Here is a 19703-nt window from a genome sequence, read left to right on the forward strand (position 1 = left end):
AATCCTGATTTATCAATTAGGAAGATGAAATAAGCATAGCTACATTGATGCCGCTAATCGTGACCATAGGAGACCCTCCTCCAGGGTGAGTCGTTCCTCCTACAAAATATAAATTTTTAACATCTTTTGAGACGTTGCCTGGGCGAAGAAAACTATCCATTTTCCGGTTTGAACTCACGCCGTACAAAGCACCTTTAAATGCACCAAACGTTTGTTCAATTTCATATGGAGTAACAATTCGTTCATGTACCAGCCAAGGCTCGATATCTAAACCAAACTGAGAAAGCTTGCGATAGACAACTTCTCTGTAAGCTTTCATTTCTTCTTGATTCTCTTCTTTCACAGCAGGAGCATTCACTAAAATAAATAAATTATCACCCGGAGCTACCGTGTTATCGGTATATGAAGAATTACAAATGTAGACGGTGGGATCGGTTGGAAGCGTTTTTTGCTGAAATAGCTCATAAAATTCCTGTTTATAATCCTGAGAAAAATACACTTGATGATGAATCAGCTGAGAAAAGCGTTTCTTAACAGCTGCCATGATCACATAAGCTGATATGGAAGGCTCGAATTCAGCTGCTTTTTTGTTTTTAAAATGAGGTCTATCCTGTTCTTTTACGAGTGCCGGATAGGCTTTTAGCAAGTCCCCGTTCACAATAACGATATCCGCGTCTATCTTTTCTTCTCCATTTACTTCCACTCCGACAGCCCGTTTATTTTTTACGATTATTTCAGTAACGCTGCAGTTTGTATACAGCTTTCCTCCAGCTTTTTGGAACACATGTCCCAGCCCTTTTGCAATTCTAGTATTTCCTCCTTTTACATAGTACACCCCATCATTCATTTCCAAGTGTCCAATCAGTGAAAACGTAGCGGGTGATGTATAAGGTGAAGATCCGATATAGGTTGCATATCGATTAAATGCATCTCGAATGTTTTCGTTTCGAAAAAAACGCTGATGAAACGTATCTACTGTTTCAAACGGCCTTACTTGCAGCAATGCTTTTAATAATGAAGGGTTTGTGTAATCTTTCCACGATGAAAATGTCCGGTAGAAAAATTGGCTTTTTGCAATGTCGTATATTCTTTTTACTTCTTTTAAATAGGCAGGGTATTGCTCCGCAGCAAAGGGATCGAGACGTTCAAGCTGCTGAATCATTTTTCTTTCGTCTATAGACATGGAAAATTGCGAGCCGTCGGTGAAAAAATTATTCGTATGATGCGTTAGTTTGACAAGGGGCATATAGTCTTCTGGACGTTCACCCGCTTGCTCAAATAACCACTGAAAAACTTCTGGCATTGTAATGGTATTAGGCCCAAAATCAAAAGAATATTCTCCTAGCTGCACAGGCATCATTTTTCCGCCTACATGCTCGTTTTTTTCCACAATTGTGACATCGAACCCTTTTGTTTGAAGAAGAACTCCTGCAGCTAATCCGCCCAATCCTGCCCCAACTATTAGTACTTTTTTCATTGATAATGCCTTCCTTTCCATTCATATCCCTGCTTTTTTCGTTCACGCTTCATGGAATGATTCATCAGCAGCATCAGCACAATTGCCGACGCCGGCATCGTACAAAACAAAAGCCCTTTTTGCTGAGCCGACCGGTCAATTAAAAACCGCTGAAAAAGCATAATGCAAAAAGGAAGAACCCAAAGCATGTTGCCTGTGAATATTCCTGCTATAAAAAAAGGAAGCGGCAGCACATAGTAACAGGTAAAAAAAATGCTTAGTACCCAAACTGCTTTAGCGGAGCGGCCCAGACCTACAAAGATGTTTTTAGCAAAACCGTTCCATACTTCTTCTGTTGTTTCATACATATAACAGCTAACATGAGAGGTAATATTAGCTAAAATGACGCGGTGTTTCTTTTGCTTAAAAAGCTGGGCTAGGTGGACATCTTCTACTAGTGAAGATTTAACGGCTTCATGTCCTCCTACGGCCTCGTAAGCTTCTTTTTTTATAAATATAAAAGCACCGTGAGCCGCTGAAGCTTTGCTCATCTTGTTACGATTAGCTAAGACAACCGGTAAATAACTAAAAACAACCACATGCTGAAGCGGAACGACCAATGCTTCTAACCACGTTTTTACAGGAAAGCGAGGGAAACCTGTTAAAAGAGCGGCTTTTGTCGCTTGTGCTGTGGCTAAAGTATGTTCTAGCGTACGTTCTTTGAGCTGTACATCGGCATCTACAAACAATAAATAGTCTCCATTTGCAGCTTGCGACAGCTGGTGACAGGCATGAACTTTTCCGACCCAACCCTCTCTCAGCGCTTTTCCTTCTATGATGGTAAACCTCGGATCCCCGTGAATTTCTTTCAACAGCTGTGTTCGTGTTTGATCTGTGGACTGATCGTCTAGTATGACACATTCTAGATTGCTGTACGTTAATCCTTTAATAGAGGAAATGATTCGCTTTACATTTCGTTCTTCATTTCGCATTGGAATCAAAATAGAAATGAGAGGCTGAGGTGTTTTGGAATTCGGCTCGTATCTTTTTAATTTAGGCATTGCTTGAATATTTACAATGGTTAGAAGCAGCATGAAAATAAATAAAAGCATATAGTAAATCATTCTTTCACCTTCGCTTTCCAGCACGTTAACCATTCACTAAGCGTCTTTTTTCCTTTTAATAAAACCGTAAATTCCTCATCGTTTTCTGGAATTATTTTCTGTTTTTGATGATCGAGCTGAGCAGTGACTGCACCGCCTAGCGTGTTGGTTATCTCTTCTCTTGCCTTAGCTGAGTCGTAAAAAACAGCATGCCCTACCCAGATAAAAAGCTCCGGTCGCTGATCATGGCGAAACGTATAATAATACGTAATGGGAATAACTTCAACGTCAGAATGCTTCTTTAGAAGAAAAGCAGGTCCTTCAGAAAAAGTTAACGGTCTTTTTTCAAGATGTTCTTCTTTTCCTTGGGGAAAAATAAGCACCGCTTTTTTCTCTTCTAACAGCTTACTGGCAAACTTTAACGATTCCACCGTGTGCTTCGGAGACGCTGCATTTACTGAAAAAGCCCCGATTCGTTGAAAAAAAGGAAAATCCTTCATGCCTTGTTCGGACATCATAGCGTATAGATCTGTTTTTAATACCGCGTTATTTAAATAAAATGTCACTAAACCGTCCCACCAGCTGGAATGATTAGCAATTAATAAAATTTTTTTATCTTTTTGGAGCCCTTCTATATGTAAATGAATACGATAAAATTGCTTTTTAAGCTGATATGTGACAAACAGTTGAAAAAATCGCTCAAATATTGAGTTTTTCTTCGGGTAAATCATAAGCGAGTCTCCTTTTTATACACAATATAAAGAATAAGAAAAGGAATCATCGTCAGCCATACGACAAGCCATAGGCCATTTGCTAACGCTACAATCACAAACATCATGACAACTGCACTATACAAAAATACCATTCTTCTTTCCTACACCGGATTTTCCTCTTTAGGAGACTTAGCTAAAAAGAAATATACGACCAGCTGAATGAAGAAAGACAATAAAAACCAGCCGGAGAAATTTGATAAAGGAATATTATAATAAAAGCTGTCCCCTTCCCACACCCAATATTGTTTAACAACATAGGCAACAGGATCAATAGCCAAATCCATAATAACAGCAAAAAGCGAACTAATGACTGCATAGGCAATTCCATGGACAATAAACGGCAGCTCCATACGCTTCATAATTCCGAGAGCTAGTATTCTGCTTGTAATCACAACCATAAACCAAGCCGAACCAATGGTCAGAGGAACACCTAAAATTTTGGCGCCAAAATCTTTTTCATAATCGTAGGATCCAAATAAAAATCCATACTTAACACCTAGACTTTCGATATAAATAGATGCGCCTGTCACAAATATCGCAACGAGCAGTGCCCGCCTTACTCCATAAACTTTAGCTAGATAAATAAGAGCAAGAAGACTGCTCAAGTGTAAAAAGACCGCGTTTGCCCATTCTAACCATGAAGGCAGCAAATCGAAGGAAAGCAAGACGACTCCGCATACGTACCAGATAAGAAAAAAACGATAAATACCAATTGTGATCATCCTCTATCCACCTTCTCTCCAGCTTCTTTTTGTCAAAGTGTTATTATATAAGCTTGTACACATTCTCTCCATTTTCAATGTGCTCTTTTTTATGAGTAGTCCCCGCTCTCTTAAAGTTATGTAAAAACAGACACTGTTAGTACGTTCCCTAAATAAGAGACTTTATTACTTATTTATAAACAAAAATAAAATAAACGTCTATTAAAATCTACGGATGCATAGATTGTAATGACGTTTATTTTTTCTTATGTATATACACTTCTAATAGCTTTTTGACAATGAGTCCGACAACAAGTCCGGGTATAACAGACAGCATAGGAAGCCAAATTGGTCCTATAAAAACACCGTTGATGGTTGTTACTGAGGAATACATAATGCCTACTGTAACAAAATAAGCACAGGAGACAAAAGGAATAAATGTAAATCTCGATGCGCCGTTTTCTGCTTCTTTAACAGCATCCCAAATTGCAAAAAAATACAAACATGGATAAAACATTAACCACTGCATGTTCATTACCTCTAGGGACTGCCTTGTTTCTCCTAAAAAGCTTAAGCGAATGCCTTCATTAAAATTTGCGCCCATATTAATGAGAAATTCAAGTACAATAAACAAAATTCCTTTTATATGTTTTTTGTTTAGTAATTGTCCAAAGCCCGGCAACGCAATGCTCCATAAAAGAGCTTCTAGTCTAGTCACGTTCTGTCCTAACATTTTGACGTATAAAAGAACTCCACAGCATGATATCAGTAGAAATTTTGTCCATAGTTATCAACCTCACAATAATTTACTCATAGTTTTTGTAAATGTAAAATTTTTATACTACATCTCCTTTAATATTTGTAACTTATTGTAAATTGATAAATATTTAGCTATTCGACCAGACATTTTTGTTTAGAATTTTCTGTTTATTAAAACAAAATCGTACGATATACTAGTTTTATACGTAAGAAAGGATGAGAAAGCTGACATGGAAACAAGTTTTTTTTCAATTTTAATACTAGGGTTTTTTTTAGGAATCAAGCATGCTCTAGAACCAGATCATATTATCGCTGTATCAACCATTGCTTCAAAAAGTAAAAAACTGTGGCGCTCTTCGCTTGCAGGAGTATACTGGGGGATTGGCCATACGCTTACGCTGTTTATTTTTGGCATGATTTTAATGGTGTTAAAAAGCAGTATTTCTGAACGTATGAGCATGTCACTTGAATTTTTAGTGGGCATTATGCTCGTTTATCTTGGTTTTACATCTTTTCTGTCTTACAAAAAACAAGTACATACGCATCACGAAAAAACGTCTTACTTAAAGTCATTGGGCATTGGCTTTGTTCATGGACTGGCCGGAAGCGCAGCGATGGTTGTATTAACGATGAGCACCGTTACTCACGTATGGCAGGGTGCTCTGTACATTATCATTTTTGGAATCGGCACTTGTCTTGGCATGCTGTTATTTACAACGGTTATTGGGATTCCATTCGTTACAACTAAAAAACAAGTGACGTTAAACCGCTGCTTGATGCAGGTAACAGGCGCTGTCAGCATTATATTTGGCCTTTATTATATGTATAATTTAGGTGTAAGCGACGGATTGTTTAGCCTGTGGTTCTAACAGCGAATGAGACATAACGAAAACAATTCAATCTAAAGACGAATAAGTAGGATAAATGATCTGGACTGCTTGTTCCACAGCTGTTGATTTCTGTGCAAGACGTCGCTTTGTCCTCTAATCAACGGCTAGAAGGAACTACATACAGGAAACCTACGTTCACCCTACTAATAAAAAAATCCGAACGAATTTGATTCTCTATTAAGAATCCAGCTCGTTCGGATCTTCCTTCAACTACAATACTTCTGTCCCAGCCTCTTTAATACTTACGCAAAAGTGATACTTCAGCTTTTAGTAAATGCTGTCGGAACAATCCGTATACTTTAGCGATTATGTCTTCAACTTCTTGTGTACTAGCAGCTAATATTCGAATAGCACATCCGGGGATCGGCAGTGCGGAAGCTCCTACTTTACAGCCTGCCTCTTCGCACAGCTGATGTACTTTCGCTATAAATGCGTCGTCGGCTTTTGGATGAACAATGATAATCGATCCAAAATGAGTATACCCTTCCATTTTCATCATGCCGCGCAAATGGCTTTCTGGCTTCAAGTATAAGTGATCGTATACCTTCAGCTGCTCGTTTACATACAGTTTAAGCTTGGAACGCATAGAGGTATATTGAAACAGCTGCCCATCCGGCGACCATCCCGGAGTTATGCTGTCACACATAAACAAAGCAGCGTTTTGTACCATATGAACCGTTATTTCTTGGACAAATGCAGCATTTTCATACAAAATAAGCGGGTCTGGTATATATTCCATGATGGCTTGTTCTTCAAGGGTTATACACGTTTCTTGTAAAACAGCTTCGTTCGGTGTTTTGTACACCTTTGTCGCAGATTGAGTAGTAGCCGTCAGCTGGGCATTTTTCTCTACCGTTATCATGGTTTTATACTTGTCTCCGCTCACGTATCCTCCGCCTACGTGAAGCATATAAACAAAAGGGGATTCAGGAGTCATGTAAATAGGTCTGGCAACTTTGAAAGCACCGTAATGGTACGTATCTTTAATAACGGTTCGCTCACTGTTTCTTTCTGCTCGAAGCTCTAAATAACCCGTGTAGCTCATGATTCAAGGCCGGTTAAAAAGGCCTCTTTTTTAATCCATTCTATCACTTGGTCGAGCCCTTTATCTTCTTTTAAATTGGTGAAAACAAAAGGCTTGTGCCCTCTCGCTTGGATTGTATCTTTTTCCATTACTTCTAAACTGGCTCCTACATACGGGGCTAAATCTGTTTTGTTGATAATGAATAAATCAGATTTAATCATTCCTTGACCGCCTTTACGCGGGATTTTTTCCCCTTGTGCTACGTCGATGATATAAATCGAAAAATCAACGAGCTCTGGGCTAAACGTTGCCGCTAAATTATCTCCTCCGCTTTCTACAAAAATAAGTTCAACATCGGGGTGACGTTCCACTAACTCATCGATCGCAGCAAAGTTCATAGATGCATCTTCTCGAATAGCCGTATGAGGACATCCTCCTGTTTCTACTCCTACGATACGATTTTCCGGTAAAATACTGTTTTTTACTAGAAATTGCGCGTCTTCTTTTGTATAAATATCGTTTGTAACGACCGCCATGCTTAGCTGTCCTTCTAGTGCACGCGTTAATCGTTCTACTAACATTGTTTTCCCTGCACCAACAGGTCCACCAATTCCAATTTTAATTGCATTCATTTTTTACGCCTTCATCGTTAGAAGGCCTTCCCTCCTTTTTTATGACATGAACAATCGGACATGCAATTGTTCATGTTGCATTTGAGCGATTTCTAACCCTGGTGTCACGGCACCAAATTCCTCTTGATCCGCTTGTAAAATATGCTGAAGTGCTTGCTGCAGCAGCGGCTGAAAAAGAACGAGCGTTTTTTGTCCATCCGTTTGACCGATTGGTATGCCGCGAACAGCATTTTGAACTAACGAAGAAATGCTAGCGTACAAGTGACTTAAAATTGCCTCTTCTTTTGTGATATTTAACTGCAGGCTGGCTAACGCAAATACAACAGCAGGATGTCCATACGCCTTCTTTGCTTTTACCTCACTCATATACTTTTCTAAATAAGAGCCTTGAAATAACTCTAAGCAAAGTTTTAACATGCGCTGGCCCACGCGTCTTGTCCCTTCTCTTGTTTCTTTTGACAAAGCAAGAGCGTATAAATCATGATCCACTCTCATAATTTCGTTAAACTGGTCATGAGCCGCATACTCATAAGCCAGTCTGCATGCTAAGCCGTCCGTATACGTCAGCTGAACATCAAGGTATGTACGAAGCGCCTCTTGAAAGGTTTCTGTGTTGTAAATTTGATTTCGCTGAATATACGTTTCAAAGCCAAACGAATGTGAAAATGCACCGGATGGAAAATTTGAATCACATAGTTGAATCAGCGAAAGCAATGAATTAGTCATGACTGTGTCCGATATGCTTAAAAGCTTGTTTTACTTTTCTTTTTTCGCGCTTATAGGGAATATCAAGCTGCTGGAGCAATTCTTCGACTAAATAATCGTACTGTACGAGCATGTCTCCACCTTCAAACTGTGCCGGCAAATGTCGGTTGCCAAGCTGATGAGCAATTTCTCCCATTTGCTGAATATCAAACGGCTGAATCGTCAAAATATCGTCTGCCAGCACCTGCACAACAATCATATTGCTTTCATCCATAAACAGCACGTCACCATCCGTGAGCTCGCGATTTTCTTTTAGACGAATTCCTAGTTCCTTACCGTGATCTGTTACAACGCGCAGAACGCGTTTTACTAAGTGATCACTTTCGATATATACCTTTTCTATATGCGGAGCCCGTTTTTCTAATGTTGCCATATTTCCGATAATTTTTTCGATTACCATTTCTTTCACCTCAAAATAAAAAGTATCGCTGCGCCATAGGCACAACTTCTGCTGCTTCACATGTAATCATTTGTCCATCTACTTTTACTTCGTACGTTTGGGGATCAACTTCAATTTTAGGCATTTCCCCGTTTAACTTCATATCTGTTTTTTTTAATTGACGAATATTTTTAACCGGTTGAAGCAGCTTTTGTAACCCCAGTTTCTCGCCTACTTTGTTCTCGTACGCTGCTTTTGACACAAACGTAAGAGACGTTTTAGCTCTTGCTTTTCCATAAGAAGCAAACATCGGACGGTATAAAACCGGCTGTGGGGTTGGAATTGAAGCGTTAGGATCTCCCATTAAGCTGTGTGCAATCAAACCGCCTTTTACAATCAAGTCAGGCTTTATTCCAAAAAACGCTGGCTCCCATAGAATTAAATCAGCCATTTTCCCTGTTTCTACTGATCCTACGTATTCGGAAATTCCATGGGCAATAGCTGGATTAATCGTATATTTAGCTACATAGCGTTTGACACGTGCGTTATCGCCAGCTTCGCTGTCACCATCAAGTTTCCCTCGCTGCTTTTTCATTTTGTCAGCTGTTTGCCACGTTCTTGTAATCACTTCTCCTACACGTCCCATTGCTTGGGAATCTGAAGAAATCATACTGAATACACCTAAATCGTGTAAAATATCTTCAGCTGCAATCGTTTCTTTGCGAATGCGAGAATCAGCAAAAGCGATGTCTTCTGGTACAGAGGGATCAAGATGATGACATACCATGAGCATATCTAAATGTTCTTCAAGCGTGTTGACAGTATAGGGTCTTGTTGGATTAGTTGATGATGGAAGCACGTTTGGAAAGCTTGCCATTTCCATAATATCAGGTGCATGTCCGCCTCCAGCTCCTTCAGTATGATAGGTATGAATGACTCGATCGCCAATCGCTGCAATCGTATCTTCGACAAAGCCGCCTTCATTTAAAGTATCTGTATGAATCGCGATTTGAACATCGTACTCGTCTGCTACCTGTAAGCTTGTGTCAATGGCAGATGCCGTGGTTCCCCAGTCTTCATGAAGCTTTAGTCCAATCGCTCCAGCTTCAATTTGCTCAATTAAAGGCTCTTTGGCACTTGCATTCCCTTTTCCTAAAAAGCCAATATTCATTGGGAATGCTTCAGCAGCTTCAAGCATTCGTTCAATATGCCAAGCTCCGGGTGTACAAGTTGTAGCTTTTGTTCCTGTAGCCGGTCCTGTTCCTCCTCCAATCATTGTTGTAACTCCAGAGGCAAGAGCAGTTTCAATTTGCTGCGGACAAATGAAATGAATATGTGCATCAATACCGCCGGCGGTTACAATTTTCCCTTCTGCTGCAATCACTTCTGTACTCGCACCAATGATAATGTCTACTTCATCCATCAGCAGGGGATTGCCCGCTTTTCCGATGGTTTGAATGAGTCCATCTTTTATTGCAATATCTGCTTTATATATGCCTGTATAATCAACAATAATTGCATTTGTCAACACTAAGTCCGCTGCTTCGCTTCGTGTTGCAAGAGGATGCTGCCCCATTCCGTCACGAATGACTTTTCCTCCGCCGAACTTTACTTCATCTCCGTACGTGGTGAAATCTTTTTCAATTTCAATAAATAGCTCTGTGTCTGCTAAACGAACAGCGTCTCCAACGGTTGGTCCAAACATATCTGCGTACTGACGTCGGGACATTTGAAAACTCATCTTATACATCTTCCTTTCTATCAGAAAGCGATCTGTTTGTTTTATTGTTAAGACCGTAGATTTCTCTTGTTCCGGAGAAAGCAACGAGATCGACTTCTTTTGCATCACCTGGTTCAAAACGAACGGCTGTACCGGCCGGAATATTTAAATGATAGCCAAGCGAAGCTTCGCGGGGGAATTCGAGCGCAGCATTCACTTCAAAAAAATGAAAGTGGGACCCTACTTGAACAGGTCGATCGCCTCTATTGATTACAGTCACGCTAATCGATTTCTTACCGTTATTACATGTAATTGGGTCTTTTTTCAAAAAATATTCCCCTGGAATCATATCTTTCCCTCCTCTTAACGAATTGGATCGTGCACAGTGACGAGCTTGGTTCCATCTGGAAAGGTAGCTTCTACTTGAATATCATGAATCATTTCCGGAATACCTTCCATTACATCTTCTTGTTTTAAAATCTTGGTCCCTTCTCGCATTAGCTGTGCTACCGTCTTGCCATCACGAGCTCCTTCCATAATTTCATATGTAATGATAGCTACTGCTTCGGGATAGTTAAGTTTTAATCCTCTTGTCTGACGGCGTCTTGCTAAGTCTGCAGCTACGACAATCATTAATTTTTCTTGTTCTCTCGACGTAAGTTTCAATGAAAGCTTCCTTTCTGCTAATCTATTTTCTTATTAACATCAAGTGTGATATTTTCTAACACAAATGCATAACTAATTATAGTAAATTTTCTGACAAAAAACAAAGAATTTATCTCTTCCGATAAAAAAAGATGAGCATATTTGCTCACCTTTTACTCTTCTGAAATCGCTTGTGTTTTCCATTTCTGCAGGTGTTTCCAGCCCAAACCTTCAGCTAGCTGACGTTTTGCATAGTCTACTCCTTTTTCAATAGAAGCTTCATACCCAAATAAATAATAGCGCAAGCCAGCGTTTAATACTACTTGATTATAGACGTAAGTCAGTTCGGAAGAAGTTTCACCCTCCAAAATGCGCGTCACATATTCCGCTTGTTTTTCAACACTTATTTTCTTTTCAAAGTGCTCTTCTTCCACAAACAGTCCGTATTCTTTTGGATTGACAATAAACGACTCCATCTCTCCTTCTGAGATAGTAAAAACAAAGCTGCTTCTATGTACAGGTACATCTTCAGATCCTTCTATCCCTTGTACCACGTATACATGTTTGAACGGGAGCGAAGCAAAAATGGGCACAATTTTGTTAATGGCTGTGCGGTGAAAAGCGCCCATCATTAAAGAAGAAGCATTTGATAAATTTAATAGTTTTTCAACCGTATTAATTAGTGTTCTTACGCCAATTTCATGACGAACTTGTTTGATGCGGCTAAGAGGATAAGAGATTGTTTCGGCATTTACAAAGCCAATTTTTAACGTTTCAAACGCATGACCGACGTCTTCAATCGTTTGAGCTTGAGGGATCTGTAATGAATGAAGTACATCTTCAATCGTTGTTCCAAACTTTGGAGGAAGCGCTTCTGTACAGTGTAAAAAAGCTGGCACACCTCTTTCAGCTAATAAAATCGATACAGGAATGGTCGCAAAAAATGAATTTCTCCCTGCATAAGGGCTTGCAAAATCAATTGATTTATCTTTTAGCGGCTGAGACAGCGGTATTTCTTTTGTTTTTTCACGAAAAGCATGAACGAATCCCAATAGTTCATCTGCATTTTCAGTTTTAATACGTTCCGCAATAAAAAAAGCAGCGATCTGAGCATCCGTAGCTTGTCCAGAAGCGATTAAGCGAGCTGCTTCTTTTGCTTGTTCATACGTTAAGTCAGTTGATCCTCTTTTTCCGCGCGCTATTTCTTTGATAAATTGCTGCATATCGTACACTTCCTTTTTAACTGAATATTTGTACATTGTATCACATATTTTCTTTGTTCCTTAGATTATCTTCTATTAGGTACGCAAACTGCTAAAAAAATATGAAATTAAAGGAAAAGTACTAGTTCTTTTATAACCTAATATAGTATAATCTATCTGCTATACTATTATTTGGATATTTGGGGGACTTTACAAATGAAAAAAGAGAAACTACTTGTACCATTTATAGCAGCATCCGTTTTAGTAGGAGCATCGGTGACAACGCCTGTTTTTAGTCACTCTGCTTATGCTGCTTCTTCTGTCAGCGTTTATCAAAAAGACGTTAATTCGCTAGCAGATTATTACGCACCATTTTATAAAACCGTAGAAAAAAAGCTAAAAGAAATTGAAGGAATAAAAGATGACGAAAAAGCGTTAGCTGCATATGATCAGCTTGCGGATCATATTGACCAGTTTCTAACAAAGACTGATAAAAATTATGCGATGAATCACCTTAATTCAGAAGCCGATCAGCTTCAAGGGTATTTATACGACAGCTTAATTGCTCTTTACAATTACATTGTGGATCTTGAAGACTATGCGTATGGAGATGTAAGTGACGCGGAATTTAATAAGATCTCTGCAAATTTCGAAAAAGAAATCAACGCATACAATACGCAATTTCAGCAAAAAGCGAAGAGCTATAAAACGAAGCGAAAAGTAACGTTTAACGCAAATATGAGTTATTTGCTTGATGAAGATATTCAACCTTCCCCAACAGCTCCATCTACACCGGCTGATAGCAATGGCACCTACACGGTGAAAAAAGGAGACACGCTGACAGCAGTCGCTAAAAAGTACGGCATGACGGTAGCTGAATTAAAAAAATTAAACAATTTAAAAACAGATGCGCTAAAAGTTGGACAAGTGCTGAAAGTGAAAAGTACAAGCGCACCTTCGCCGGCTCCAGCACCTCAAGCTTCTGTTAGTGCAAAACAGCAGCAAATTGTATCGTATGCCAAAACGCTAATTGGAAAGCCATATAAATATGGAGGTACGACACCAAAAGGTTTTGATGTATCAGGGTACACACAGTATGTATATAAAAACGCGGGTTCACATATTTCTATCCCCCGTACAGTAGCAGATCAGTATAAAAGCGGCACGGACGTAAAGCAAAACAGCCTGCAGGCTGGAGATTTAGTTTTCTTTAAAAACGGCAAATCCGTTTCAGTCGTAGGAATTTACCTAGACAAACAAGAATTCATTTATGTCAGCAGCAAAGGCGTTAAAACGCAATCACTTTCAACAGCGTACTGGAAAAACAGCTATGCGGGCGCAAAGCGTATTATAAAGTAAAAAGAGGTGCCTTATGGCACCTCTTTTGTTCTACTAGCTATGTATTTCTATACTAGACTAGCAATTTTATAAAGAAGTTCTTAGTTCATAACCGTGATTTTAACAGATTTTCTTCCGAACTGTTGAGCATCACCTTCAGAAGGAACGAATACGTCAATTCGATTACCTTTAATTGCTCCACCTGTATCGGCAGCTACAGCTTCACCATAGCCTTCTACATAAACTTTCGAACCTAATGGAATAACACTAGGGTCAACAGCGATTACTTTTTGATTTGGATTTGCTTTTAAATCCACTCCTGTAGCAGTTGTACCGCTACATCCAGCACAATTAGCCGTATAGGCAGTTGCTTCAACTGTCATTGATTTGCCGCTGGCTTGTTGTGACGATTCAGCAGGTTGTTGTTCTTTTTGAGCCTGTTCAGCTTGAGCTTGCTGCTGTTCTTTTTGAGCTTGTTCAGCTTGAGCCTGCTGCTGCTCTTTTTGAACCTGTTCAGTTTGAGCTTGCTGCTGCTCTTTTTGAGCCTGTTCAGCTTGAGCTTGCTGCTGCTCTTTTTGAGCCTGTTCAGCTTGAGCTTGCTGCTGCTCTTTTTGAGCCTGTTCAGCTTGAGCCTGCTGTTGCTCTTTTTGAGCCTGTTCAGCTTGAGTTTGTTCAGCCGGCGCTTGAGCTTCTGGAGCAGCTTGGACTACTGAAGGGCTTGATTGCTGAGCTTGGCCGTTTGGAGACTGAATTTTTAATTGTTCGCCAGGATAAATTAAATCTGACTTCAGTCCGTTCCATTCTTTAATTTGATCTACCGTCACGCCGTATTGCTGACTGATGGACCATAATGTGTTTCCTTGCTGAACTTTGTGCGTCATTTCTTTTATAGTAGCTACGTTTAATTCTTGATTTGGATAAATAATATTAGATGTTAAGTTGTTTGCATCTTTTAGCTCGTCTACGCTCACGCTGTGCTTTTGAGCGACTTTCCATAACGTATCACCTTTTTCTACGTGATACGTTCCGCTTGTAGAAGCAGAAGCTGCACCTACAAATCCTGCTGAAAGGATTGCTGTTGTTCCTAGAGTAAATATAAATTTTTTCATTACGAATACCTCCTTATTTACTCAATGATTGAATGATATCATCCTCACATTTCACAGCCGTTACAGAGCCATGCTACTTTTATTACAAAACTTAACAAAACAGAACATTCAATCGTAATATTTCTGATAATTTGGCTATATGATGAAACGTTTCTACTTTTTACTGCTTTTTATTGTTGTTTTTACTAAAATAGTTAAATTTCTCCACCATTGCTGGCTATGCCTCTTCTTTTTTATTGATCATTTAAGGGTATATTAAGTTTTTTTCATAACAAAAAAAAACGAACCGCTAATCAAAAATTTTGATCAGCGGTTCGTTTTTCAATTCGGCTAAAATACTTGTGTCCCAGCTTTTTTATTTCTTGTTAAATCCTTGCTTTTCAACAAATTCTTTCATATACATACGCTTAGGATTGGAAAGCATGTCGGCCATTTGACCAGTCCATGTGTCTTGGCGTTTGCCATTTGTTCTTTCGTTGTAATAAGCAGAAATTTCTTCGTTATACGCTGTTAATTCTTTTTTGGTCTGCTCATCGTTCGGCTCATATGTTTCTTCATGATACACATGTTTAAATGGTAAGCGCGGCTTTTTATCCGTAATACCCGCTGGATGTCCAACCGTTAGACCAAATAACGGGATTACATGATGAGGCAATTTTAACAATTTGCTTACTTCTTCTAATTCGTTACGCAAACCGCCAATGTAACAAGCTCCAAGCCCCATTGATTCAGCAGCAAGCGTTGCATTTTGCGCAGCAAGGGCAACGTCAATAATAGCTACCATAAACTGCTCTGTGCTTTCGAGCGCTGTCGATAAATCTTTTTTCTCCATTTCCGCAATGACATCATGACGATGAAAGTCAGCGCAAAATACAAAGAAGTGTCCATTTGTTTCTACGTAAGGCTGATTTCCTGCTAATTGAGCAAGTTTTCGCTTCGTTTCTTTATCTTTTACTCCAATAATGGAGTACGCTTGAATATAGCTTGATGTGGAAGCTGCCTGTGCGCTTTCTACAATCGTCTGAATTTGCTCTTCCGACAATGGTTTGTCTTCATATTTGCGAATAGAACGATGATTTAAAATCGTTTCAATAACTGAGTTCATATTATAATCTCCTTTTACTTCATTTAACCTTCTACAGATGTTATCTCTACAGTTAGTTTAGCGAATGTAAAAAGAAATAACCAATGTTCTGCTTAAAATTGATTTTGACTTGTCTCATATCGATACAGCTTAAAGTGATCTGCAAGCACGCGATCTACTTTTACTTCTAAGCTGTCTACATATTCGTCCATCCGTTTTATCAGCCGGTTTCTCTTCACATCATTTTCTAAAATGTTCTTAAGCTGCTGTTCAAAGGCTTCAGCATCATTAAGCGGTATCAGCAGCTCTTTTTCTTTTAGATATTCAATGTTAATTTGTTCTTGACCGGGAAGAGATGAGTGAATAAAAATAGGTAGTCTCTTGTGAAGGGCTTCGCTAATTGTCACTCCCCCCGCTTTTGTGACAATAGCATCTGCTCCCTCATATAAATCATTCATTTTCTCTCTCGATTTTACATACGAGACCGCTTTAATTCTCGGGTGGTTCAATTTTATTAGTTCTTGATACAACTTTTTGTTTTTTCCGCACAGCACATAATACATATACGTACAGTTTTGCGGAAGCTGCTGAAGCATTTTGCGTACATTTCCAAGGCCGGAATTCCCTCCGGCAATCAGTATATGTTTCTGTGGCATGAGATGGTCAATCCGTCTTTTTAAAAATGCTTTATGAACGGGAATGCCCGTTACATAAATAGAAGACTCTTTTACACCGTGAACGTTTTGTAAAAACGCTTTTGTATCCTGATCAGGCACGCAGTGAAGCTCAATTCCATTTTTACCCCATACGTCGCTTACTAAGAAGTCTGTGTATACGTTTATAATAGGAAGATCAATGATTCCTTTTTCTTTTAACCCGCTTAATACACAGGAAGGAAAGCTGTGTGTACAAACAATAACATCCGGCTGCTCTGCATCAATTAATTTCTTCATATGGTATTCGATAATCGGCCACTTTTTCACAACAAAATCATCCATCGTATGGTCGTTTTTTTTGTATACATGACCGTAATAAAATTTTTCAAACTGCTTTGGAAAAACAGAAATCCATTTCATGTATATCGATGAAATCATTTGTTCAAGCGGTTTGCTCCAATAGCTTAAACAATCAATTTTTTGACAAATAACGTGCGAAAAACGCTCCATGATGGCATCCATAACGGCGTCTGCTACTTGGTGATGACCAGATGGCATCTGAAAAAGCGGTAAGAATAAAACCTTCCTCATTGACCATCCCTCCTCTCAAGACGTTTTCGGTTTCTTGTTCTTTTTATAAGTAAATAAATTACAAAAAAAGCTACAGCGCCCATGATAATATACGAAATATGAATTCGATCTCCTACGTAGTAACCTAGAATCAGAAAAGAAAGGACCCATACTAGACTTCCTACTACCGATAACAATAAATAAAGCAAAAACGGATAGCGACTTATTCCTGCCATATATGGGCTAATTTGACGCAAGCCTGGAATATATAAACCAAATAAAATGGTCCATATCCCATATTTATGGTAGCTGCCGCTTGCCGCTTCAATTTTCTCTTTGGTTAACCCTACGTATTTTCCGTATTTATCAAAAAATGGGGTTCCCGCATACCTTCCTAGCCCGTAAGCAATAAGCATTCCAGTTATAACACCTAAAAAAGCAAAAAGAGATGATTCGTATAAGTTCAGCTGATGTTTGGCAATAAACATGCCTAATAATATTAAAAATGATTCTTCAGGCGCTGGAATTCCAACAATCCCACAAAAAAGTACAAGTAAAATAACAATATAACCATAGGAATGTATATACTGAGAAATAATTGTTAAGTCCACTGCTCGCTCCTCTATTTACGATTGATTCATCAATTGCTGCATGGTTATACTTTCATACCCTTGCTGTTTTAAGTAAGGTAAAAACTCTTCTAACGCCGCAATCGTCATTTCAGGTGCTTTTTCATCTGCTCCCGGGGTATCTCCATTATCGTGTAACACAAAAATGGCTCCATCTTCTACTTTACGCATTAGTTTTTGAACTAATGCCGTTTTCGTTGTTTTTAGTGTCCAATCCTGAAAGATTCCTGTCCAGATCACAAGGTGATATGGCTTGGCCATTGATAAACTGCTCATATTTAAATGTCCCCACGGCGGACGATAAAAAAGCGGCTTTTGATTTGTTACTTTCTCTATAACCTGTGCACATTGATGAATTTGTCTTTTTAATTGCCAAGGTGTTTGCGTCCATGCACTCACATGACGATGATGATGTATAGCTACTTCATGTCCTTCATCAATCATTCTGTTTAAAATAGACGGGTGTTTCTCCCCTAGTTCTCCCACAATAAAAAAAGTAGCTTTCATTTCATGCAGTTTGAACAAGTCCAAAATTTTTGGTGTATAAACAGGATGAGGTCCGTCGTCAAATGTTATAGCTATTTTATGCTTTTTTTCCCTTTTATTATGACTGATGAATGATAGCGACGATAAAGGGTTTGCGAAATAATGGTATATACACATATAACCATTAGAACGAAAAGTAAAACAATAAAAAAACGAGTCATATGCTTTTAACCATCCTTTTGAATTTAAATCCTGCATTTATTATAACGGTTTACTCAGACTTTGGTTTCATTTTTTTGTGATAGAAGCCAGGAATTTTAAAATAATTTGATACTTTACCTAAAAATAGCTGTTCTGCAAGGATATACCGGAAATAAAATGATATCATAAAATTTCCCTTCATTCAGTAAAAAAAGTACTTTTTACCATTTATATCTATCTTTTGTATGACAACTGTCATTACTTTTTTAAAATAAAAAAACTTCCCGCACGAGTGCGGAAAGTTTTTAAATTAAAATTTTGACCGATACCATTTTTCAGCTGCTTCAATTTCTGTTCGTGTTAACTGATGTCCAAATGATTCCCAATGCACCTGTACGTCTGCTCCGGCTTTTTCTAAAAGCGCAGAAAGTTCTTCTGTTTCTGATGCTGGGCAAATAGGGTCGTTTGTGCCTGCGCCGATAAAGATAGAGGCGTTGGTCTTAGGCACTTCAATTCCTCTTCTTGGAACCATCGGATGAAGAAGAGCCGCCCCTTTTAAAGAATTCTCATAATGAAATAGCAAACTTCCTGCAATATTGGCACCATTTGAGTAGCCTACAGCTACGATGTTGTTTCGGTCGAATGAATATGTTTCAGCCGCTTCGTCTAAAAATTGATGAAGTTCTTTTGTACGTTCAATTAAATCTTCTATATCAAATATTCCTTCTTGTAAACGTCTAAAGAAACGGGGCATTCCGTTTTCTAGTACATTTCCTCTTACAGATAATACGGAGCAAGAGGAATCAATCATATCTGCAACAGGAAGCAGATCTTGTTCTGTACCTCCTGTACCATGCAACAGCAATAAAGTTGGTTTCGTCTCGTCCGTTCCTTTTTTAAAAATATGTTTCACGTATATCCACTCCTTTTAAATATCTTGAATTAAAGATAATTTTATTATAAGAACTTTCGAAGCATTTGTAAAGGAACCACTGTCAAAGAAATACCTGTATGTTTTGCTGGCAGTATCACATAATACTGAATAACTTCATATAGCCATTGCTCATATGCAGCTAGGTATTTAATTCGTTTGACTTACAACGGGAAAAGAAATATTCCACTTTTAGCTAAGTGCTCCCGCCAAAAGGTGGATAATGATTAAAAATCACCCGTCCTCCGTCGTATAAAAAGTTCCCTAGTCTGATAAATTAGTTAATTTTTGCTTTATTTCGTCACTTTCAACAGATATCAGCATTTATACCCGAACGTACCAAATCGTATTTCGTATACGTGTTATAACAACTTTTTTCTATGAGAAACAGAACGTAAAATACCAGCTTGTTTTTTCATAAAGGGGAACAAAGCCCCGAATGGTGCTTTATTTGACAAACACAAATTTATGGGTAAACTAAGTTCAGATGATTGTATTTCACTTCGTTTCAGTTTAATAAAAAAACGAAGCATCTGCGAGTAAGCAAAAAATAACTGCGTAAAGAGCTATTTATGTCAATCATCTTATACCCTAAAAACTTACCTGCACTTGAATAATAGCCTTTATAAAACTTAGCGCGTCAGCTTGTG

At 38.7% G+C, this 19703-nt stretch carries 22 protein-coding genes; 2 read left to right on the forward strand and 20 right to left on the reverse strand.

Annotated features, from left to right (window positions below):
- Positions 1 to 16: 16 nt before the first annotated feature.
- The 6 genes from Q5794_RS15525 to Q5794_RS15550 form a co-directional block, all read right to left on the reverse strand.
- Entirely contained in the window at positions 17 to 1477 is a 1461-nt protein-coding gene (locus tag Q5794_RS15525) for an NAD(P)/FAD-dependent oxidoreductase (RefSeq protein ID WP_214986847.1), read from the reverse strand.
- A complete protein-coding gene (locus Q5794_RS15530; protein ID WP_251034056.1) occupies positions 1474 to 2613 on the reverse strand; it encodes a glycosyltransferase family 2 protein in 1140 nt (379 codons plus the stop codon). The genes Q5794_RS15525 and Q5794_RS15530 overlap by 4 nt, the downstream gene beginning before the upstream one ends.
- Complete coding sequence (locus Q5794_RS15535) at positions 2577 to 3290, reverse strand: lysophospholipid acyltransferase family protein (protein WP_214986848.1); 714 nt, start codon at positions 3288 to 3290, stop codon at positions 2577 to 2579. Before Q5794_RS15535 ends, Q5794_RS15530 begins: the two co-directional genes overlap by 37 nt.
- Complete coding sequence (locus tag Q5794_RS15540; RefSeq protein ID WP_251034057.1) at positions 3287 to 3424, reverse strand: hypothetical protein; 138 nt, start codon at positions 3422 to 3424, stop codon at positions 3287 to 3289. The genes Q5794_RS15535 and Q5794_RS15540 overlap by 4 nt, the downstream gene beginning before the upstream one ends.
- A 9-nt stretch (positions 3425 to 3433) precedes the next feature.
- On the reverse strand, positions 3434 to 4054 hold the full coding sequence (locus tag Q5794_RS15545) for a carotenoid biosynthesis protein (RefSeq protein WP_251034058.1): 621 nt from the start codon (positions 4052 to 4054) through the stop codon (positions 3434 to 3436).
- 235 nt (positions 4055 to 4289) lie between these two features.
- Entirely contained in the window at positions 4290 to 4751 is a 462-nt protein-coding gene (locus Q5794_RS15550) for a hypothetical protein (protein ID WP_013057650.1), read from the reverse strand.
- Positions 4752 to 5022: 271 nt separating this feature from the next.
- On the opposite strand from Q5794_RS15550, the gene Q5794_RS15555 reads away from it, so the two are divergent.
- Positions 5023 to 5661, forward strand: a complete 639-nt coding sequence (locus Q5794_RS15555) for an urease accessory protein UreH (protein WP_028409110.1) — start codon at positions 5023 to 5025, stop codon at positions 5659 to 5661.
- 256 nt (positions 5662 to 5917) lie between these two features.
- On the opposite strand, the gene Q5794_RS15560 is transcribed toward Q5794_RS15555, so the two are convergent.
- From Q5794_RS15560 to Q5794_RS15595, 8 genes are all read right to left on the reverse strand, one after another.
- On the reverse strand, positions 5918 to 6727 hold the full coding sequence (locus Q5794_RS15560) for an urease accessory protein UreD (RefSeq protein ID WP_192994022.1): 810 nt from the start codon (positions 6725 to 6727) through the stop codon (positions 5918 to 5920).
- Positions 6724 to 7338 (reverse strand): urease accessory protein UreG, encoded by a 615-nt coding sequence (gene ureG, locus Q5794_RS15565; RefSeq protein ID WP_214986849.1) that lies wholly within the window; start codon positions 7336 to 7338, stop codon positions 6724 to 6726. Before ureG ends, Q5794_RS15560 begins: the two co-directional genes overlap by 4 nt.
- Positions 7339 to 7377: 39 nt before the next feature.
- The gene (locus tag Q5794_RS15570) at positions 7378 to 8064 is read right to left on the reverse strand and encodes an urease accessory protein UreF (protein WP_374988141.1); all 687 of its coding nucleotides are present in this window, start codon (positions 8062 to 8064) and stop codon (positions 7378 to 7380) included.
- Positions 8057 to 8503 (reverse strand): urease accessory protein UreE, encoded by a 447-nt coding sequence (gene ureE / locus Q5794_RS15575; RefSeq protein WP_214986851.1) that lies wholly within the window; start codon positions 8501 to 8503, stop codon positions 8057 to 8059. The genes Q5794_RS15570 and ureE overlap by 8 nt, the downstream gene beginning before the upstream one ends.
- Before the next feature lie 10 nt (positions 8504 to 8513).
- Positions 8514 to 10223, reverse strand: coding sequence for an urease subunit alpha (gene ureC / locus Q5794_RS15580; RefSeq protein ID WP_214986852.1), 1710 nt, complete (start codon positions 10221 to 10223; stop codon positions 8514 to 8516).
- A gap of 1 nt (position 10224) precedes the next feature.
- Entirely contained in the window at positions 10225 to 10551 is a 327-nt protein-coding gene (locus Q5794_RS15585; protein ID WP_013083758.1) for an urease subunit beta, read from the reverse strand.
- A gap of 14 nt (positions 10552 to 10565) precedes the next feature.
- Positions 10566 to 10868 (reverse strand): urease subunit gamma, encoded by a 303-nt coding sequence (locus Q5794_RS15590; protein ID WP_214986853.1) that lies wholly within the window; start codon positions 10866 to 10868, stop codon positions 10566 to 10568.
- Between the two features lie 152 nt (positions 10869 to 11020).
- Positions 11021 to 12070 (reverse strand): anthranilate phosphoribosyltransferase, encoded by a 1050-nt coding sequence (locus Q5794_RS15595; protein ID WP_214986854.1) that lies wholly within the window; start codon positions 12068 to 12070, stop codon positions 11021 to 11023.
- A gap of 195 nt (positions 12071 to 12265) precedes the next feature.
- On the opposite strand from Q5794_RS15595, the gene Q5794_RS15600 reads away from it, so the two are divergent.
- The gene (locus Q5794_RS15600; RefSeq protein WP_214986855.1) at positions 12266 to 13408 is read left to right on the forward strand and encodes a C40 family peptidase; all 1143 of its coding nucleotides are present in this window, start codon (positions 12266 to 12268) and stop codon (positions 13406 to 13408) included.
- Between the two features lie 80 nt (positions 13409 to 13488).
- Here Q5794_RS15600 and Q5794_RS15605 read toward each other — a convergent pair whose 3' ends face one another.
- The 6 genes from Q5794_RS15605 to Q5794_RS15630 all read right to left on the reverse strand — a co-directional run bounded on the left by Q5794_RS15605 (position 13489) and on the right by Q5794_RS15630 (position 19035).
- Entirely contained in the window at positions 13489 to 14496 is a 1008-nt protein-coding gene (locus Q5794_RS15605; protein ID WP_374988142.1) for a LysM peptidoglycan-binding domain-containing protein, read from the reverse strand.
- A gap of 355 nt (positions 14497 to 14851) precedes the next feature.
- Positions 14852 to 15601 (reverse strand): oxygen-insensitive NADPH nitroreductase, encoded by a 750-nt coding sequence (gene nfsA / locus Q5794_RS15610; RefSeq protein ID WP_025751217.1) that lies wholly within the window; start codon positions 15599 to 15601, stop codon positions 14852 to 14854.
- 92 nt (positions 15602 to 15693) lie between these two features.
- The gene (locus tag Q5794_RS15615; protein ID WP_013057664.1) at positions 15694 to 16827 is read right to left on the reverse strand and encodes a glycosyltransferase; all 1134 of its coding nucleotides are present in this window, start codon (positions 16825 to 16827) and stop codon (positions 15694 to 15696) included.
- Positions 16824 to 17417, reverse strand: a complete 594-nt coding sequence (locus Q5794_RS15620; protein ID WP_214986857.1) for a DedA family protein — start codon at positions 17415 to 17417, stop codon at positions 16824 to 16826. The genes Q5794_RS15615 and Q5794_RS15620 overlap by 4 nt, the downstream gene beginning before the upstream one ends.
- A 15-nt stretch (positions 17418 to 17432) precedes the next feature.
- On the reverse strand, positions 17433 to 18179 hold the full coding sequence (locus tag Q5794_RS15625; RefSeq protein ID WP_374988143.1) for a polysaccharide deacetylase family protein: 747 nt from the start codon (positions 18177 to 18179) through the stop codon (positions 17433 to 17435).
- Positions 18180 to 18432: 253 nt separating this feature from the next.
- Complete coding sequence (locus Q5794_RS15630; protein ID WP_057235358.1) at positions 18433 to 19035, reverse strand: alpha/beta hydrolase; 603 nt, start codon at positions 19033 to 19035, stop codon at positions 18433 to 18435.
- Positions 19036 to 19703: the final 668 nt, after the last annotated feature.

The sequence above is a fragment of the Priestia megaterium genome, from assembly GCF_041941685.1.
GTDB lineage: Bacteria > Bacillota > Bacilli > Bacillales > Bacillaceae_H > Priestia > Priestia megaterium_C.

Bases quoted from the DNA above. Each gene is read 5' to 3' on its own strand.
- Q5794_RS15525 (WP_214986847.1), bottom strand. From the start codon at position 1,477: ATGAAAAAAGTACTAATAGTTGGGGCAGGATTGGGCGGATTAGCTGCA.
- Q5794_RS15530 (WP_251034056.1), bottom strand. From the start codon at position 2,613: ATGGTTAACGTGCTGGAAAGCGAAGGTGAAAGAATGATTTACTATATG.
- Q5794_RS15535 (WP_214986848.1), bottom strand. From the start codon at position 3,290: ATGATTTACCCGAAGAAAAACTCAATATTTGAGCGATTTTTTCAACTG.
- Q5794_RS15540 (WP_251034057.1), bottom strand. From the start codon at position 3,424: ATGGTATTTTTGTATAGTGCAGTTGTCATGATGTTTGTGATTGTAGCG.
- Q5794_RS15545 (WP_251034058.1), bottom strand. From the start codon at position 4,054: ATGATCACAATTGGTATTTATCGTTTTTTTCTTATCTGGTACGTATGC.
- Q5794_RS15555 (WP_028409110.1), top strand. From the start codon at position 5,023: ATGGAAACAAGTTTTTTTTCAATTTTAATACTAGGGTTTTTTTTAGGA.
- Q5794_RS15560 (WP_192994022.1), bottom strand. From the start codon at position 6,727: ATGAGCTACACGGGTTATTTAGAGCTTCGAGCAGAAAGAAACAGTGAG.
- ureG (WP_214986849.1), bottom strand. From the start codon at position 7,338: ATGAATGCAATTAAAATTGGAATTGGTGGACCTGTTGGTGCAGGGAAA.
- Q5794_RS15570 (WP_374988141.1), bottom strand. From the start codon at position 8,064: ATGACTAATTCATTGCTTTCGCTGATTCAACTATGTGATTCAAATTTT.
- ureE (WP_214986851.1), bottom strand. From the start codon at position 8,503: ATGGTAATCGAAAAAATTATCGGAAATATGGCAACATTAGAAAAACGG.
- ureC (WP_214986852.1), bottom strand. From the start codon at position 10,223: ATGAGTTTTCAAATGTCCCGACGTCAGTACGCAGATATGTTTGGACCA.
- Q5794_RS15585 (WP_013083758.1), bottom strand. From the start codon at position 10,551: ATGATTCCAGGGGAATATTTTTTGAAAAAAGACCCAATTACATGTAAT.
- Q5794_RS15595 (WP_214986854.1), bottom strand. From the start codon at position 12,070: ATGCAGCAATTTATCAAAGAAATAGCGCGCGGAAAAAGAGGATCAACT.
- Q5794_RS15600 (WP_214986855.1), top strand. From the start codon at position 12,266: ATGAAAAAAGAGAAACTACTTGTACCATTTATAGCAGCATCCGTTTTA.
- Q5794_RS15605 (WP_374988142.1), bottom strand. From the start codon at position 14,496: ATGAAAAAATTTATATTTACTCTAGGAACAACAGCAATCCTTTCAGCA.
- nfsA (WP_025751217.1), bottom strand. From the start codon at position 15,601: ATGAACTCAGTTATTGAAACGATTTTAAATCATCGTTCTATTCGCAAA.
- Q5794_RS15615 (WP_013057664.1), bottom strand. From the start codon at position 16,827: ATGAGGAAGGTTTTATTCTTACCGCTTTTTCAGATGCCATCTGGTCAT.
- Q5794_RS15625 (WP_374988143.1), bottom strand. From the start codon at position 18,179: ATGCAGGATTTAAATTCAAAAGGATGGTTAAAAGCATATGACTCGTTT.